Origin of the sequence: Sphingobacterium lactis, assembly GCF_051951495.1 — a bacterium.
Lineage (GTDB): Bacteria > Bacteroidota > Bacteroidia > Sphingobacteriales > Sphingobacteriaceae > Sphingobacterium > Sphingobacterium lactis_A.
Genome location: NZ_JBNHAS010000004.1, coordinates 180,502 through 197,628, shown reverse-complemented (window position 1 = coordinate 197,628; position 17,127 = coordinate 180,502). Strand labels below are relative to the sequence as shown.

At 38.9% G+C, this 17,127-nt stretch carries 15 protein-coding genes; 9 read left to right on the top strand and 6 right to left on the bottom strand.

Features of this window, described 5'->3' with window-relative positions:
- Window positions 1–327: 327 nt before the first annotated feature.
- Both ACP6L2_RS14975 and ACP6L2_RS14970 read right to left on the bottom strand, forming a co-directional pair.
- A complete protein-coding gene (locus tag ACP6L2_RS14975) occupies window positions 328–1,293 on the bottom strand; it encodes a GNAT family N-acetyltransferase (protein ID WP_440510122.1) in 966 nt (321 codons plus the stop codon).
- A 3-nt stretch (window positions 1,294–1,296) separates the two neighbouring features.
- On the bottom strand, window positions 1,297–2,130 hold the full coding sequence (locus ACP6L2_RS14970; RefSeq protein WP_344673631.1) for a 1-acyl-sn-glycerol-3-phosphate acyltransferase: 834 nt from the start codon (window positions 2,128–2,130) through the stop codon (window positions 1,297–1,299).
- 414 nt (window positions 2,131–2,544) lie between these two features.
- Here ACP6L2_RS14970 and ACP6L2_RS14965 point away from each other — a divergent pair, with 414 nt between their 5' ends.
- The 6 genes from ACP6L2_RS14965 (at window position 2,545) to ACP6L2_RS14940 (ending at window position 9,050) form a co-directional block, all read left to right on the top strand.
- Window positions 2,545–3,207 carry a CBS domain-containing protein gene (locus ACP6L2_RS14965; RefSeq protein ID WP_440510121.1) on the top strand — a complete coding sequence of 221 codons (663 nt, stop codon included), beginning with the start codon at window positions 2,545–2,547 and terminating at the stop codon, window positions 3,205–3,207.
- A gap of 45 nt (window positions 3,208–3,252) precedes the next feature.
- Window positions 3,253–4,146, top strand: a complete 894-nt coding sequence (locus ACP6L2_RS14960; RefSeq protein WP_440510120.1) for an NAD kinase — start codon at window positions 3,253–3,255, stop codon at window positions 4,144–4,146.
- Between the two features lie 212 nt (window positions 4,147–4,358).
- Entirely contained in the window at window positions 4,359–5,096 is a 738-nt protein-coding gene (locus ACP6L2_RS14955; protein WP_344673628.1) for an isoprenyl transferase, read from the top strand.
- A 121-nt stretch (window positions 5,097–5,217) separates the two neighbouring features.
- Window positions 5,218–7,791 (top strand): outer membrane protein assembly factor BamA, encoded by a 2,574-nt coding sequence (gene bamA, locus ACP6L2_RS14950; RefSeq protein ID WP_440510119.1) that lies wholly within the window; start codon window positions 5,218–5,220, stop codon window positions 7,789–7,791.
- Window positions 7,792–7,855: 64 nt separating this feature from the next.
- Window positions 7,856–8,389, top strand: coding sequence for an OmpH family outer membrane protein (locus ACP6L2_RS14945; protein ID WP_344673626.1), 534 nt, complete (start codon window positions 7,856–7,858; stop codon window positions 8,387–8,389).
- A 91-nt stretch (window positions 8,390–8,480) separates the two neighbouring features.
- Window positions 8,481–9,050, top strand: coding sequence for an OmpH family outer membrane protein (locus ACP6L2_RS14940; RefSeq protein WP_440510118.1), 570 nt, complete (start codon window positions 8,481–8,483; stop codon window positions 9,048–9,050).
- A 68-nt stretch (window positions 9,051–9,118) separates the two neighbouring features.
- Here ACP6L2_RS14940 and ACP6L2_RS14935 read toward each other — a convergent pair whose 3' ends face one another.
- On the bottom strand, window positions 9,119–10,810 hold the full coding sequence (locus tag ACP6L2_RS14935) for a GMC oxidoreductase (RefSeq protein ID WP_440510117.1): 1,692 nt from the start codon (window positions 10,808–10,810) through the stop codon (window positions 9,119–9,121).
- A 299-nt stretch (window positions 10,811–11,109) separates the two neighbouring features.
- On the opposite strand from ACP6L2_RS14935, the gene ACP6L2_RS14930 reads away from it, so the two are divergent.
- The 3 genes from ACP6L2_RS14930 (at window position 11,110) to ACP6L2_RS14920 (ending at window position 14,962) form a co-directional block, all read left to right on the top strand.
- Window positions 11,110–12,402, top strand: coding sequence for a 4Fe-4S dicluster domain-containing protein (locus tag ACP6L2_RS14930; protein WP_440510116.1), 1,293 nt, complete (start codon window positions 11,110–11,112; stop codon window positions 12,400–12,402).
- Between the two features lie 12 nt (window positions 12,403–12,414).
- Entirely contained in the window at window positions 12,415–13,209 is a 795-nt protein-coding gene (locus tag ACP6L2_RS14925; protein WP_440510115.1) for a (Fe-S)-binding protein, read from the top strand.
- Between the two features lie 160 nt (window positions 13,210–13,369).
- Entirely contained in the window at window positions 13,370–14,962 is a 1,593-nt protein-coding gene (locus tag ACP6L2_RS14920; RefSeq protein ID WP_440510114.1) for a sulfatase family protein, read from the top strand.
- A gap of 125 nt (window positions 14,963–15,087) precedes the next feature.
- Here ACP6L2_RS14920 and ACP6L2_RS14915 read toward each other — a convergent pair whose 3' ends face one another.
- The 3 genes from ACP6L2_RS14915 to ACP6L2_RS14905 form a co-directional block, all read right to left on the bottom strand.
- The gene (locus ACP6L2_RS14915) at window positions 15,088–16,074 is read right to left on the bottom strand and encodes an alpha/beta hydrolase (protein WP_440510113.1); all 987 of its coding nucleotides are present in this window, start codon (window positions 16,072–16,074) and stop codon (window positions 15,088–15,090) included.
- Between the two features lie 103 nt (window positions 16,075–16,177).
- Window positions 16,178–16,690, bottom strand: coding sequence for a hypothetical protein (locus ACP6L2_RS14910; RefSeq protein ID WP_440510112.1), 513 nt, complete (start codon window positions 16,688–16,690; stop codon window positions 16,178–16,180).
- 215 nt (window positions 16,691–16,905) lie between these two features.
- The gene (locus ACP6L2_RS14905; RefSeq protein WP_440510111.1) at window positions 16,906–17,127 is read right to left on the bottom strand and encodes a DUF7336 domain-containing protein; all 222 of its coding nucleotides are present in this window, start codon (window positions 17,125–17,127) and stop codon (window positions 16,906–16,908) included.

The window sequence follows — 17,127 nt, the reverse complement described above, 5'->3', positions numbered from 1 at the left end:
TTCCTAGGGGTCAAGTAGGGGTTGGATTCGAGACTCTAACGGATCTCCTTCGGAACTTGTTCGGATCTCCTTCGGATCTCGTTCGGTTCCGACCGAACGAGATCCGAAGGAGATCCATATCAGATCCCTAGAAATTCCTTGAGAGTCTCGAAGCAATATGGAACTTAATACGAGTTTATACTACAGCAAATACGACCAAAAGTCGAGCTTATTTTATTCCAATTTAATACTGCTTTGGATAAAACAAGTTCCCACAAAACTTGAAACAAAAGAAAAGAGCAATAGAATTTTACTCCATTGCTCTTCCTGATATTGTTAAATAGTATTTTATCTTGCTTTGACTGGTCTTTCGCCATAATGACGATCTCTTTCAAAAGTAGACATGTGTCTTTCTTTTTTTGCCGGATAGATATCATCTAAGCTGATCAAGATGCCAGTTTCTTCTACTTCTCCGAATTCATTGTTCCTAGCGGTTCCAAATACGCGCATGGTTGGCGAAAGATTCATATATGTATTAATCAATGGTGGGATATTCTCACCCAGCTCGCGAATACGTGTATTCAATACTTTATAGCCTTCTTTATATTCCAATCCATCAAAAATACCGTTGTACTTGGAGACATCGGTTTTATAACCTAGGTACAATTCATCGACAGGATGAACCAGATTGTCCCGATCTGGGAAATAATGGTTCATGAAATAGATCAACAGATCCCGTGCTTCTTCATTATAATGCGGATACATGGTCACTTTACCGAAAAGATATTTTATCTCCGGATTTAAAAGCACCACGGCACCTAAACCATCCCACAGGTTATCCAAAGAGAATAATCCTTTGCGGTTATCGATTGCTGGTTGGTATTTAGGTTGCACCCAAGAACGCCCCAACTCGATGGTCTTTGGTAAAAAATTGTTTTTAAAGTCTTCCGAAAAATCAAAATAATGCGCAGTAGAAAGGTGCACATCACCATTTTCACCAACTGCTTGGTCACATTTAATGACACGATAGCCAGCGATAATTTCTTCATCTTCTGGATTCCAGGCAATCAACTGATCATAATTATGCTCGCTGGTATCATTCTCATCAATATCTAGGGGCAATCCAGTCCCACCACCAGCACCACGGAAGGTAAGTTCTCTCAACCGGCCGATCTCCTGCATAATGTTTGGAGCAGTATGGTAATTTACCAAGTACACCTCATTATTGCCGTTATTGGTATAACGGATAAAGGCATCTTTGGTAAGTTCTTTTTTGATTAATTCCCGATCAACAGGTTGAATTATTTCTTGCATATATTATTTTTTACGGTTGGCCATCGCATAAACTTGCTGTTTTACATCCTCAGCCCACTGCCGTTCGTTCTTGCTCTGGTCGAAATGTGTGTATGGAATCCGTTTACCCACATGAATGACGATGTCCTTTCCACGTTGAGAAAATAACTCATCAGGTAAATATAACATTTCAATATTAGCTTTTAAACCCAGTTTGGCACGAATTCTAGCTAAATTATAGAAGAAATTCGAGTTTCTGCCTTCGATATAAACAGGAACGATGTCCTTTTTGTATTTCTTTGCCTTATTTATAAAGCTTTTTTTCCACTCCAGGTCAACAATTTGACCATGTACTTTTCGAGAAACTAAACCAGCTGGAAACACCAACAAAGCCTGATCCGAGGCATAGGCTTGCTCAATCGCAGCGATACCTGATTTACTCTGACCGCCAAGTTTATTAACCGGAACAAACAGAGGTTCTAGGTTACGGATATTCATCAGAATATCATTCACCAAAAACTTCACATCCTTACGATATTTTCCAATGGCATGCATAAAGGCAACACCATCCAATCCTCCTAAAGGATGATTAGACGCAAAAATTACAGGATCCGTTAAGGGGATATTCTCCACCCCATGCAGATGTACATTCACTTTTAACTCCTTCAACAAGGAATCTACAAAATCCAACCCAAGATCATCATGATATTTGGTCATGATATAATTAATCTCATCTTCGTGTATCACACGCTTTAAATAAGAAATTAATGGTTTGGGTATCCACTTGGCTAAATTTGGACTTTTCTTGTGAATGACTTCACGAACCTGTATAAACTTCTCATGCTCTAGTAAGTCCATATAATAACCGCTCTTTTAAAAGTAGCGTAAAATTACACAATTAGTTTTAAGTAGCGTAAAACAACTTTTTATTTTATTACAATCCGATAAGTAATTACTCACCTCGCCAACAACAGGTATTTTTTTATCATTTTTCATCATAAACTAATAACCAATCGTTTACACGTAAATCGACAAGCCTCTACATCCTCGATCCCTACTGAAATTGATTAAATTTGACCTTAAGTAAATTATCTGTGGCAAAGTAAAGAAGGTTGCAACTCTACACTTAAAACACACATAAATTTGCAGTTAAAATTTTATTTGAAGGTTTCGATGGCTAAAATAATATTTTTTATACCTTAGCAGGAAAGAAAGATTAGCCCTGATTTAAACGTTTTCTCAAATTTAGGGTTTAATATATAAAACGGGTTCATGTATATAGGTGAAAACATATCTACACTCTTCACAGAGATCAGTCCAAACGACACGGTTGCTAAGGCGCTTGACCGCATCAATGAACTTCACCTTCAACAAATTCCCATCGTAAAAGGTAAAGAATACTTAGGTATGCTCACCGAGGAGGACTTATTGGCGCAGGATGATGAAACCATCCTTATTAAGGACCTTAAATTTAGCTTCCCATTCATTTATATTTTCGATTACCAGCACATCCTTGATGGTCTTCAATTTTTGGAAACCTATCAATTTGATGTTTTACCGGTATTAAATAAGCAGAAACAATACCTGGGTGTCATCACACCAAAGGAATTGCTCTTAGCACAGAACCAAGCCATGTCTAACCAAGAGATTGGTGCCATTATAGTCTTGGAAATGGAAGAAAGGGATAATTCACTGACCCATATCGCCAACATTATTGAGTCTGAAAACTGTAAGATCCTTCATACTGGAATACGTCTATTAGAGGATTCAAGTAAAGTTGAATTGACGATCAAACTAAATAAAACGAATATTTCATCGGTATTGGCATCCCTTTGGCGGCATGATTATGTGGTTAAAGCGACCTTTAATGATGGCTCTGACCAAAATGATATTCAAGAACGATATAACCTTTTAATGAACTATTTGAACCTATAAGTTCAGAGAATTTCCCATCTTTGGGCAAAATTTTTAAACATTAACATGAAAGAGCTCGCCATTGCAGTATACGGACGCGAATTCAATCAATCGGTCATCGGCTATGTGGTCGAACTATTCAGTTATCTTCGGGAACGGAACGTTCAAGTCTACATTTACAGTGACTTCCACAACTTTTTGAAAAAACTTTGCAAGGTTGACTTCAAATTCAAGAGGTTCAAATCCTATAAGGATCTTCCAAAGGATATCTCCTTTATGCTGAGCCTAGGAGGTGATGGAACCATGCTTGCTGCGGCAACTTTAATTAAAGACTCCGGGATTCCTATTGCAGGGATCAACTTTGGCCGACTAGGCTTTCTGGCAAATATTTCCAAAAATAATATCGAAGAGGCACTGGATCAGATTTTATCCAATAAATACCAAATCCAAAAAAGAGGTTTACTACAAGTGGAAACATCAGACGGTTCCCTAGCGGAGGGTGAGAACATTGCGCTGAATGATGTGACCGTTTTTCGTTCGGATTCATCTGCAATGATTACGGTGCATGCCGTTTTGGATAATGAGCTTCTGAACTCTTATTGGGCTGATGGATTAATCATTGCTACCCCTACTGGTTCCACTGCTTACTCTTTAAGCTGTGGTGGCCCGATTATCATGCCGGGCAGTGGTAATTTTGTGATCACACCGATATCACCGCACAACCTGAACGTGCGCCCGATCGTGGTGAATGAAAACATGAAGTTGAAGCTGGATATTGAAAGTCGAACAGAAAAGTACATCCTTAGTTGCGACTCCAAAAGCTATACTTTATCTACAAAAACGACACTTACCATCTCGAAGGCCCCCTTTAATATCAACTTGATTCGATTGGAAAATGATCAGTATTTCAGTATCCTACGGGAGAAACTACTCTGGGGAATAGATGTTCGCAACTACTAATAGCTATTCAAATGCTGTTTTAACACTATTTAATACGATATGATTATCTGAAAACCTGTATCTTTACGCAAAATCTGGAATATCTTGAAACCAATATCCATAGTCGCTGCTCCTTTTGAAGGATTTATTGCTTTACAGGAATACCATTTAGGAAATGGGCTAACTAGTCGAGCATCAGCGGTTTTCCAGAGCTACTTATCGAAATTAATCCAATGAATTATAAAGATAAAATAGATAAAACTAACCTGCCTAAACACATTGCCATTATTATGGACGGCAATGGCCGATGGGCAAAAGAACAAGGGGAGCTTCGGGTCTTCGGCCATAAGAATGGTGTAACTGCTGTTCGGGAGGCCATGGAAGCAGCTGTAGAGATCGGCGTATCGTACTTAACCTTATATGCCTTCTCCACGGAAAACTGGAATAGACCAGAATTTGAAGTAAATGCCTTAATGGAGTTGCTCGTCAATTCCCTCAACCAAGAGCTTCCTACCTTTCAATCCAACAACATTCGAGTTAATAGCATCGGGAATACCAAAGATCTTCCGGATCACTGTCAAGTGACCTTGGCAAGTACTATTGAACAAACAAAAAACAATACTGGCTGCACATTGACCTTGGCATTAAGTTATGGCTCACGCCAGGAAATACTGGATGCTACAAAGGCGATTGCACAAAAAGTTAAAAATAATGAACTCCAAATTGAGGATATCAATGAGGAGACTATGAAGCAACATCTGTACACCCATGACATGCCGGATCCGGATATCCTTATCCGAACCTCTGGTGAAGAGCGGATTAGCAATTACATGCTTTGGCAAATTGCCTATTCCGAATTATTCTTTCTACCGATCATGTGGCCAGAGTTTTCAAGAGAGCATTTCTACGAGTGTATCTATTTATTTCAAAATCGAGAAAGAAGATTTGGGAAAACTAGTGAACAATTATAAGAAATCATTACTTTTGCAACATTTTGATTTTGGCGACGTTATTGCCTAAATCCGTAATATTTCCATTTAACAAAAATTAACAAGACTTTGCTGTACTTTAGCAGACAATAATAAAAAGTAGATGAAGCATATCATAAAATTTTCTATTTTTCTGACCATCTTAATTTGCAATTTTGCCCAGGCACAGGTTCCTGGAGGAAGACCAATTAACGTAAATGACCCAGACGAAATTGATTACAACGACCCGAAAAACTATATTATTGGCGGGGTAACAGTAAAAGGTGCCCAATATTTGGATACCGATGTATTGATCACCCTATCGAATTTAGTCGTTGGGAATTACATTGAAGTTCCTAGTGAGCAAACAGCCAATGTAATTAAGAATTTAATGGCTCAGAACCTATTTGAAGATGTACAATTATATGCTACAAAAATCGAAGGGGAAACCATATTCCTAGAAATCCGCGTTCAAGAACGTCCTCGTTTAACAAGAGTGGACATTGAAGGATTGAGCAAAAGCCAAACAGAAGAAGTTCGTAAGCGCTTAAATACTTCTTCAGGTAAAATTGTTAATGATAACTTATTATTAACTACCCGTACTACTATCGAGAAATTCTTAAGAGAGAAATCTTATTTATATCCAGAAATCAAAATCACAACTGAAAAAGATACGACTCAATCGAATAATGAGGTGGTGAAAGTAGATATCAAAAGAAACAAGAAAATCAAAGTTCACCATGTAAGTTTTGAAGGCAATGAGGAGTTTTCCGATAAACAACTTCAGAAATACTTAAAAGGTGTAAAACCAAGAATTTGGTACCGCGTATTTGGCCCTGGTAAATTCAAAGAGGATAAATATGAAGAGGCTAAGGAGAAAATGATCGCTAAGCTTCAGGATAAAGGATACCGTGATGCGGAAATCATTAAAGATTCGGTATACCGCTATGACTATAACGAGGTAGCTATTGATATGGAAGTTTATGAAGGTCCTAAATATTACGTAGGTGATATTTCATGGTCTGGAAACGCCAAATTCAAGGATTCGGTATTGAATATCTTGTTAGGTATTAAAAAAGGAGATGTATATAGCGAGGAGAAATTAACCTCTAAGTTGACTGGTCCTACGCGTAACTCCGATGATATTGCTGCTATTTATCAGAATGATGGTTATTTAACTTTCAACATTCAACCAATCATCAAACGTATCAATAAAGACACGATTGACTTGGAGATCCAAATGTCGGAAGGTAAACAATACACGATTAACAATGTAATCCTGAAAGGTAATGACGTAACGAATGACCGCGTAGTATTGCGTTCGATCTATACGAAACCGGGACAAAAATACTCTCGTGAATTATTGGTTCGAAGCGTACGTGAGATTTCTCAGTTAGGTATGTTTGATGAGCAGAAAGTACAACCTGCTCCGATAAACTTGAACTTTGAAGAAGGAACAACCGATATAGAATTTACAGTTGCTGAAAAGCCTTCCGATCAGGTGGAGTTATCCGGTGGTTATGGAGCTGGTCAGGTAATTGGTACTTTAGGTTTAACCTTCAATAACTTCTCTACTGCGAACTTCTTCAAGAAGGATTCTTGGAAACCACTACCGCGTGGAGATGGTCAGAAATTGAGTATTCGTGGACAGACTTCGGGCAAGCGTTATCAGTCATATAGCTTCTCTTTCTCTGAGCCATGGTTAGGTGGTAAGAAACCTGTCTATTTCGGATTGAGTGCTTATATCTCGAACTCGCAACAACAGTATTATAACTTCCAGACACAGCGTTATGAAGGTTATGAAAACAACCCTAAAATCCAAATGCACGGGGTTACTGCAACCTTAGGTAAGCGTCTGCAATGGCCAGATAACTATTTCCAAGTTAACAGTTCCCTATCCTACCAACGTTACTATTTAGAGAACTACGCAGGATATTTCATCTTCTCAGATGGAGAGTCGTATAACATCAACTTTACGCAAGAGATTAGCCGTAACTCGGTTGACGTGCCTATCTACCCTACTTCGGGTTCTCACTTGAAGTTAAGTGTACAATTAACGCCTCCATACTCCTTGATGAACAACATCAATTATGCTACGGCTCCAGATAACCAAAAATACAAATGGACAGAATACCACAAATGGAAATTTGATTCGCAGTGGTATACGAAAATTGTAGGTAAATTGGTCTTGAAAACACAAGCTCAGTTCGGTTACTTAGGAACCTATGGCAACGAGACACCAACTTCACCATTTGAGCGTTTCAAATTAGGTGGTGATGGTATGCAAGGATTTGACTTCTTACAAGGGTCAGAGATCATTGCGATGCGTGGTTACTCGAATGGATACGTTATCCCTGCATCTACAGGTTCTGGACAACAATACCGTGCTGCTAGTTCAGGTAGCCCGATTTATGCGAAATACCAATTGGAATTGCGTCACCCGATCTTGTTAAACGACCAAGCTACTGTGTTTGCATTAGCATTTGCTGAGGCGGGTAACACTTGGAATAAATTCTCTGAGGTTAACCCATTCAAGGTTCGTCGTGCTGTAGGTGTTGGTGCGCGTATCTTCTTACCGATCTTCGGTATGTTAGGAATTGACTACGGTCATGCCTTAGACCCAATCCCAGGTTTGCAGTCAAACCAGTGGAAACAAAACTTTACGTTCAGTATCATCCAGAACATGGGTGGATTTTAATGATTAAACTTTTTATATTTTTATTTGTCTTAAAAAGTAGAATTAAAGAAATATTGATATGTCAATGAAAAAGATTTTAACCACAGCCCTCATGCTAACCTTTATGGTAGGCATTTCATTTGCTCAGAAATTAGCGTATGTCGATTCCGAGTATATCATGAAACATATTCCTGAGTACACTGCTGGACAGAAGAAAATAGACGATCTATCCAATCAATGGCAGAAAGAGGTGGACAAGCAATATGCTGAGATTGAACGCATGTATCAGGCATATCAGAATGATCAACCGAATCTAAATGCGGATATGCGCAGACGTCGTGAGGATGAGATTGTGAACAAAGAAAAAGCAGTTAAAGAATATCAACGTGGAAAGTTTGGTTATGATGGCGAGATCATCAAACAACGTGAAGCCTTGATGAAACCTATTCAAGACCGCGTAAGCAAAGCAATTCAAGATATTGCCACTGCTCAGCAATTGGATTTTATTTTAGATCGCCGTAGTGAAGTATCTTTCCTTTACGCGAATCCAAAGATGGATAAGAGTAATGAAGTTATTACAAAACTAGGTCTTAAGCCTAATCCGGCTTTAGCGAACTAAAATTTTTTATTATTTTGCATTTTAGATTATTAAAACAATTAACACAATAAAAAAACTTATATTTTAAAATTATAAGACTAACAAAAAAAGCATGAAAAATTTATTGAAAAGTGTAGTATTGGCATCTGGACTTCTTTTAGCATCTAACGCTGTAAATGCACAGCAAAAAATCGGTCATATTAATTCACAAGATGTGATGGCATCGACTACCGAATTCAAAAATGCATCAGCAGAATTACAGAAGTTAAAAGCGGATAAGGATAAGCAACTAGGTGATATGTTTGCAGAATACCAAAAAAAGCAAACAGAGTTAAATGATAAGGCTAGAAATAGAAGTGAAGCAAACAAAGAGACGATTGATGCTGAGGCAAACAAAATCGTAACAGAGATGCGTGACATGGAAGGCCGTCTTCAACAAAACCAAGAAGCTGCTGAAGAAGAATTAATGAAGAAACAACAAGAATTGTTTCAACCGATCCAAACAAAAGTTATTAATGCAATCAATGCAGTAGCTAAAGAAAAAGGATATGCATATATCTTTGATTTAGCTTCTGGTGCAGTTGCTTACTTTGCTGGTGGTGATGATTTATCTGCAGACGTAAAAGCTAAATTAGGCGTATCTGCTACTGCAGCACCTGCGACTACTCCTGCTAAAAAATAAGCATTCACAGAACGAATCATAAAAGAGGCTTCCAAATTGGAAGCCTCTTTTATTTTAGATCCTTTTGATTATAAATTACCTTTCTTCAGTTCTTCCATAGCATAATTTGCTGCTCGAGCGGTCAATGCCATATAGGTCAAGGATGGATTCTGCGTTCCGGTAGATGTCATACAAGCACCATCCGTTACGAATACATTCTTACAAGCATGTATTTGATTCCATTTATTCAAGATTGAGGTCATCGGATCATTACCCATACGAGCACCACCCATTTCATGAATATCCAATCCGGGGTTTTGCTGACTGTTGTGGGTGTAGATATTCTTCACTCCAATATATTCCAACATCTCAGCTCCTTGTTCCAAAAAGTCCTGGGTACTCTTGTCGTCATTCTCATCGTAGCCAACCGAAGTGATCAATTGAGGCAAGCCGTATTTGTCTTTCAATTCAGTACTCAGGCGGACATGATTGCTTTCTTTTGGAATAGTTTCTCCTTGCATCATCATGCCTACTCCCCAACCGCCTACTTCCGTTAGGCTATCTTTAAACTTCGCTCCTACTTGCTCCTCAGACCAAATACCTCTTGGTCGATAAGCGGAGAAAAAGCTAGCGTAGCCACGTAAGAAATCAGTCTCCTGTTTCTTGACATTCCTGAAATTAGGAATCAATGGCTGAGTTGGTCGGCGACCATAATAATAGAAATCTTCAAATCCTTCGAGGCTACCACCAAGGGATCCTCGGTAATTATGAAAAGCCACATATTTCCCTAAAACACCTGAATCATTACCTAGACCATTTGGAAAACGATCAGAAGTAGAATTTAACAAGATGAGGTTACTGGCCAATGCCGATGCATTGACAAAAATGATTTTAGCAAAGTATTCGGTTGTGGAATTATCTGCAGTATTGATTACCTGAACACCCTTTGCCTTTTGGGTATCGGGATCATAAATGATGGTCTCCACCAAGGTATTTGGTTTAAGCGTTAGGTTGCCTGTTTTCTCTGCCCAAGGTAAGGTGGAAGCATTGGAACTAAAATAACCTCCAAACAGACAGCCACGTTGACACAATGTTCGGTTCTGACACTTCGTCCTTCCTTGCTGTATATGGACCTCCTGTGGGTCTGTAATGTGCGCACAGCGACCTGCAATCACTCGTCGATCAGCATACTTTTTGGGTAGTTTATCCTGAATCATTCTTTCCACAGCATTTAATTCAAAAGCTGGTAGAAATTCTCCATCAGGCATAGCCGGATGTCCATCCTTATTACCCGATACGCCAATAAATCGCTCCACATAACTGTACCAAGGCGCGATATCGGCATATCGAATAGGCCAATCTACCGCAAAGCCATCACGAGCAGGACCTTCAAAATCATGGTCACTCCACCGTTGTACCTGTCTTGCCCAGGTTAAGGATTTCCCTCCTACTTGATATCCCCTTATCCAATCAAAAGGTTTCTCCTGAATGTATTCTTGTTCCTTGTCCGAAGTAAAGAAATGCATGGCATCCTCTTGATAGGCATAGCATTTAGATGCGATAGGATTCTCATTTCTTGTTGCTAAGCTCACGCGATTATGATGATCAAATTCCCAAGGGTCCTTATAAGCTGTAGGGTAATCCTTAATGTGTTTTACATCTTTTCCGCGCTCTAATACCAATGTCTTTAAGCCTTTCTCACAAAATTCCTTGGCGGCCCATCCCCCAGAAATCCCTGAGCCAATGACAATGACATCAAAGCGGTTTGTACTGTCTTTCATAGTTTTGTTTTCATAGCGGAATTCTACCACTGCTCTCTATTCAAAAGAATTAAGGTATTACTTTCTAAAAATTAGAAGAATTGAATTCCCAAAGGTTGATTTAATCGGCAATTTACAAAATCAGGAGGGTTTTCCGACTTTTGTCTTATCAAATTTTATCCCTAATTTCAAATGCAAATATGCTTATCGAGAAACTGATTGATCAGGTAGATGAATTAGTTTTTAATCGGTCTAAATAATTTAATATGCATGCATAGTATATTAAGATTAATTATATTTGTTAACCTAATTTATAAACTATGATAGGTCAAGTTATTTTTGCCGTACTACTTATTGGGGCTATTTTTCTTTTTTATAAGAATGCCCGAAAAATATACAGAAATATTCAACTTGGGAAACCATTAGACCGAACGGACAGACCAGCTGAACGATTCAAGACAATGTTATTGGTAGCTTTTGGACAGAAAAAGATGTTCAAGAGACCTATCCCTGCCCTACTGCATCTATTTGTCTATGTAGGATTCGTGATTATCAATATCGAGATGTTGGAAATTGTCATTGATGGATTATTCGGATCGCATCGTGTATTTTCTTTCTTGGGTGGGTTTTATGACTTCCTAATCTATTCATTTGAAATATTAGCCTTCCTGGTTTTATTGGGTTGTGTGATCTTTGCGATTCGTAGAAATGTCATTAAGGTAAAGCGTTTGAACCAAGCTGAATTGAACAACTGGCCAAAGACAGATGCGAATCTTATCTTGACAGCAGAGATTTTGTTGATGGCTGCCTTCTTGACCATGAATGCTGCAGATTTCAAATTACAGAATCTGGGAGCAGAACATTACCATGCCGTTGGTTCATTCCCTATTTCCCAATATATAGCACAGTGGCTTCCGGAGTCCATAAATAGCTTAGTTTTTATTGAGCGATTCTGTTGGTGGTTCCACATTGTTGGGGTATTAGCTTTCTTAAACTACTTGGTGATATCCAAACACCTACATATTTTACTGGCATTCCCGAATACTTACTTCTCCAATTTGAATCCAAAAGGCGAGTTCAGCAATATGGCTTCTGTTACGGAAGAGGTGAAAGTAATGCTAGATCCTTCCCTTCCGCCACCTTCAGGTGAGCCAAGTCGATTTGGGGTTAAGGATGTTCAAGACTTAAATTGGAAGAACTTATTGGATGCTTACACCTGTACCGAATGTGGTCGATGTACTTCTGCCTGTCCAGCCAATATCACAGGTAAGCTTCTATCCCCTCGTAAAATCATGATGGATACCCGCGACCGTGTATCGGAAGTAGGCAAGAACATCGATAAGAATGGGAGCTTCCAGGACGATGGAAAGTCTTTGTTGGATACTTATATCACTCGGGAAGAAATATGGGCATGTACAAGCTGTAATGCTTGTGTAGAGCAATGCCCGGTTAACATCAATCCATTGGAAATTATTATTGGTTTACGTCAGTATGCGGTTATGGAAGAATCACAGGCTCCGGCAAGTATCAATAACATGCTTTCCAATTTGGAAAATAATGGCGCGCCTTGGAAATATAGCCAAGCAGATCGCGCTAATTGGACAAATCAATAATTTAAAAACAACATGGAAAATCAAATTCATATACCTACTGTTGCCGAGTTAGTGGCTAAAGGAGAAAGCCCTGATTTATTATTCTGGGTTGGTTGTGCAGGAAGTTTCGATGAAAGAGCGCAACGCATTACCCGTGATATCTGCAAAATCTTGCAACATGTAGGCATTAAATATGCTATTTTAGGAACAGAAGAAAGTTGTACTGGTGATCCGGCTAAGCGGTCTGGAAATGAATTTCTATTTCAGATGCAAGCGATGATGAACATACAAGTACTGGATGGTTATGAGATCAAAAAGATCGTTACAGCTTGTCCGCATTGCTTCAATACCATAAAAAACGAATACCCTAGCTTAGGTGGACATTACGAAGTCATTCACCACACGCAATTAATACAGTCCTTAATCGATGAAGGAAAATTAAGACCTGCAGATGGTCATGCCTTTAAAGGCAAGCGCATCACCTATCATGACCCTTGTTATTTAGGCCGTGGAAATGATGTTTATGAAGCACCAAGAAAGGCTTTGGAAGTATTGGATGCTGACTTAGTGGAGTTGAAACGATGCAAATCCAATGGTCTATGTTGTGGTGCTGGAGGAGCTCAAATGTTCAAAGAACCTGAAAAAGGCGATAAAGATATTAACGTAGAACGTATTGAAGACGTGATAGAAAGTAAAGCATCTATTGTTGCAGCTGCTTGTCCATTCTGTATGACCATGCTTCGCGATGGGGTAAAGGTCAAAGAAAAGGAACAAGAAATCCAAGTGCTCGACATTGCCGAGATAACCGTCAAAGCAAATAACCTATAAAGTTTATTTACATAAAGTTTTAAGTTTAGAGGATCAATTACCCAGTTGGTCCTCTTTTTTGTGTTCTCTAAACTATTCTGCATACCACTTGTTGTTTACTCATGAGCATATGATTAACTTCATCTAGATTTTTTGATATTGCCCACGTAAGCACCCTGTTATGATTCGATTTTGTTTAATATTTACAGCTTTACTATTTGGCTTCTTAAGTCATGCACAAAAACAAGGCAGTACTAAGCGTCCAAATATCGTCTATATCATGAGCGATGACCATGGTTACAAAGCCATCAGTGCTTATGGTTATGGACTGAATAAAACAGCTAATATCGATAGGCTTGCCAAGGAAGGCATCCTTTTCAATAGAGCCACCGTTACAAATTCCCTTTGTGCTCCAAGCCGTGCCGTATTACTTACCGGCAAGCACAGTTACATCAATGGAAAGATAGATAACGAGGCTAAATTCAATTGGGATCAAGACAACTTTGCTAAGCTATTACAGCAGCATGGTTACCAGACAGCCTTAATTGGCAAAATCCATATGGATGGTGTTCCACAGGGTTTTGACCACTCTGCTGTGCTAATTGATCAAGGCGAATATTACAATCCTAATTTCATCATCAATGGTGAAAAGCAACAGCTTCAAGGCTATGTAACCGACCTGACAACGGATATGACCTTGGATTGGATTGCTCATCGCGATACCAATAAACCCTTCTGCGTACTGTATCATCAGAAAGCACCGCATCGGGAATGGTTACCTGCATTGCGTCATATTAAGTCCTACACGGCACAGACTTTCAAAGAGCCTGCTACCTTATTTGATGACTTTTCCAACCGTGGTACAGCAGCTAAAACCGCTGAAATGAACATCCTAAAGCACATGTCTTGGGCAGGTGATAATAAAGTCCCACCGGCTATAGTAGATGAACTCGGATTAAAGAGCTTTTTAACTTGGGATAAGGCAGCCTTCAATAACAACCTCGGACGCATGAATGCAGCAGAACGTGCTGCATGGGATAGTGTTTATAATCCTATTATGGAAGATTTTAAAGTAAAGTATCCAAACATGTCCCAAGAGGATTTGATACGCTGGAGATATCAGCGTTACATGCAAGATTACCTGGGAACGGTAGCTGCAGTGGATGATGGTGTTGGAAGATTACTGGATTTCCTCAAAGAGAATGATTTGGAAGAAAACACCATCGTCATTTACACTTCTGATCAAGGCTTCTACCTGGGTGAGCATGGTTGGTTTGACAAGCGATTTATGTATGAAGAATCGCTAAGAACTCCCCTACTGATCCGTTACCCAAAGGAAATTACTGCAGGAAGTAAATCCGATGCTTTGGTACAAAATCTAGATTTTGCACCCATTATATTGGATTATGCTGGTGTTGAAATCCCTAAAGAGATGCAAGGAAAGTCTTTCCGAAAAATCATGAATGGGAAGGAGAAAAAGTTTAGGGATGCTATTTATTATACCTACTACGAATACCCTTCCATCCACATGGTCAAGCGACATTATGGTATACGGACCGATCGATATAAACTGATTCACTTTTATTATGATACCGATGAATGGGAGCTATATGATCTAAAAAAAGACCCTCAGGAAATGCGAAATGTTTATGCAGACCCTGCTTATCGTAAGATCAGAGCACAAATGCACAAGAAACTCGATAAGATCCGAAAAGAATATAAAGATTCGGATGAAAACAATCAGCGATTCATCAGTCAAATTAAGAATAAATAAGTCAAAGGGTTTTATAGTCGATATAGAGATAAAGAATCCTAATAAAATTAATACGGAACAAGGTCAGCGATTTGCTGACCTTGTTCCGTATTATAAATATTCTTGAACAGATTTATTTAACCGCATCATTTCTTAGGAAACAAGGCATTTTTTAATGCCAATGCAGCTTGATCTACGGAATCTTTAACTGCTTCTATATGATTCAAGGGATTCAATAATCCGTAATCGTGTATAAAACCATTGTAGGTCTGAATGGTCACCGGAACACCTGCTTCATCTAATTTACGCGCATAGTCCAAGCCTTCATCAAAGAGAATATCGTTTTCTGCCAATTGCACTAAAGCTGGAGGAAGTCCGGATAATTGCTCCTTACTGGCATTAAATGGCGTAGCATAATATTCTTTTCGTTTTTGTTCATCTGGTAAGTAGTTATCCCACATCCATTTCATCATATTGGCTGTAAGGAATCTTCGATCAGCATATTTCTTCCATGAATCACGGGAGAAATCAGCGTCGGTAACTGGCCATAATAACAATTGGAATTTTAGATCTGGGCCACCTTTATCTTTTGCCATTAAGCAAAGTACCGTGGTCATATTCCCTCCTACACTATTTCCCGCAGCTGCCATATTGCTTCCATCCACTCCTATTTCAGCTCCATTTTCAGACACCCATTTACATGCGGCGTAAATCTCATTGATGGCAGTCGGGTATTTAGCCTCCGGTGATGGTGTGTAATCCGTAAATATAGCCGCTGCTCCACTGTTGACCACCAAATCACGAACTAGTCTTCGGTGCGTTGGGTAGTCTCCTAATATCCAGCCTCCTCCGTGAGTAAACATAAATACCGGCAACTTATCAGAATTTGCATTCGCGGGTTTAACAATATGAATATTAACGGTGATACCGTTTTGGGTAATTTCACGTTCGCTTTCCTCAATTCCTGAATAATCAACATCAACCGATTTCTGTGCATCTACCAGAACCTGTCTTGCCTTTTCTGGACTTAGTGTTTCCAATGGAGGATCACCAGCATTGTTAAGTTGCTCTAAAAAAGATCGTATTTCTACTAAAATTTTCGGGTCATTTTCTGCTTTCATGTGCTGTGTCATAGTATCTTGTTTTTCTTGATTAACTCTTGTGAGTGATTGTTTAGAATAAGCTATTTATAACCTTTTAAGGTTGAAATAATGTATTCTAATAATCATTAATCTCCTAGATGGAGATTGAAGTTAATGCGTGTATAGATATAACAAGTATTTGGAGAAAGCGTTTTTTAAAAGTTCTAATTGGGGGTGAATATTTGGGGGTTTCTATGAAAAAAGAACCTTTAGGCCTATCATAGGAATATGTAAAGGTGCTTGCCGTTGCCACTCCATGTCCCCATAGCTGTTGGGCAATGTTGCCATTGTATTGTTTGCCCGTGGCCGGTTCATGGTATTTCAACTGTTGGGTAAACTGAGGGGAAGATATCCTTTTTGTCCAGCCTCGTTCGTTGTATGTGTAATCGATCGTATTTAAAAAGTCCGTACCACCGTTCTCACTATGTTGATCTTTTGATTTCAACTGACCAATTTCATTATAAGAAAGCCTGCTTTGGATAACCTCCGGCTGCTCGTTCACTTTCTTTTTGGTCTCCAGTAGTCTTCCTACATGATCATAAATATTGGTTGTCAATATCGTGGTGGTTGCTCCTACCAATGGAACGTGCTGTCGTTTGCTGGTCAACAGTTCTCCTATAAAGCTATAGCTGTTGGTAACCCGGTCAATTCCCGAAAGATGGTTCTGAGAGACACTCTCGATCAGTCTGCCTTTCTTATCGTAGTAATTTAGGCTTAATAGAGGAATTATCTCCAGAAATTCAGAAACAAGCCATTTTCTATCTAACTTATCGGTTATTCTAAGGAGAAATTTAATACATTACTAACCTGTCCTGTTCGAATTTATTCGGTAATAAATCCAGAAGTCCAATTATCAGAGTCTAATTTATAAGGTGAAATTTCAAACCCATCTAAATTATTTTTAAACCCCTCAAGTTTAGATGTTCTATTTATTGCCTCCTCCGCATTTTTAACTGAGCTATACACACCAATTACTTTAACATTCTCACCATTCTCAAGCCTATCATCAAAATGTGTATGCCATAAAATAAAAACTTCTTTCAT

What these genes read in the sequence shown, in the direction of transcription:
- ACP6L2_RS14940 (WP_440510118.1), top strand. Translation starts at nt 8,481, where the DNA reads ATGAAAAATTTATTGAAAAGTGTAGTATTGGCATCTGGACTTCTTTTA.
- ACP6L2_RS14945 (WP_344673626.1), top strand. Translation starts at nt 7,856, where the DNA reads ATGAAAAAGATTTTAACCACAGCCCTCATGCTAACCTTTATGGTAGGC.
- ACP6L2_RS14965 (WP_440510121.1), top strand. Translation starts at nt 2,545, where the DNA reads ATGTATATAGGTGAAAACATATCTACACTCTTCACAGAGATCAGTCCA.
- ACP6L2_RS14925 (WP_440510115.1), top strand. Translation starts at nt 12,415, where the DNA reads ATGGAAAATCAAATTCATATACCTACTGTTGCCGAGTTAGTGGCTAAA.
- ACP6L2_RS14915 (WP_440510113.1), bottom strand. Translation starts at nt 16,074, where the DNA reads ATGACACAGCACATGAAAGCAGAAAATGACCCGAAAATTTTAGTAGAA.
- ACP6L2_RS14935 (WP_440510117.1), bottom strand. Translation starts at nt 10,810, where the DNA reads ATGAAAGACAGTACAAACCGCTTTGATGTCATTGTCATTGGCTCAGGG.
- ACP6L2_RS14975 (WP_440510122.1), bottom strand. Translation starts at nt 1,293, where the DNA reads ATGCAAGAAATAATTCAACCTGTTGATCGGGAATTAATCAAAAAAGAA.
- ACP6L2_RS14960 (WP_440510120.1), top strand. Translation starts at nt 3,253, where the DNA reads ATGAAAGAGCTCGCCATTGCAGTATACGGACGCGAATTCAATCAATCG.
- ACP6L2_RS14930 (WP_440510116.1), top strand. Translation starts at nt 11,110, where the DNA reads ATGATAGGTCAAGTTATTTTTGCCGTACTACTTATTGGGGCTATTTTT.
- ACP6L2_RS14920 (WP_440510114.1), top strand. Translation starts at nt 13,370, where the DNA reads ATGATTCGATTTTGTTTAATATTTACAGCTTTACTATTTGGCTTCTTA.
- ACP6L2_RS14905 (WP_440510111.1), bottom strand. Translation starts at nt 17,127, where the DNA reads ATGAAAGAAGTTTTTATTTTATGGCATACACATTTTGATGATAGGCTT.
- bamA (WP_440510119.1), top strand. Translation starts at nt 5,218, where the DNA reads ATGAAGCATATCATAAAATTTTCTATTTTTCTGACCATCTTAATTTGC.
- ACP6L2_RS14955 (WP_344673628.1), top strand. Translation starts at nt 4,359, where the DNA reads ATGAATTATAAAGATAAAATAGATAAAACTAACCTGCCTAAACACATT.
- ACP6L2_RS14970 (WP_344673631.1), bottom strand. Translation starts at nt 2,130, where the DNA reads ATGGACTTACTAGAGCATGAGAAGTTTATACAGGTTCGTGAAGTCATT.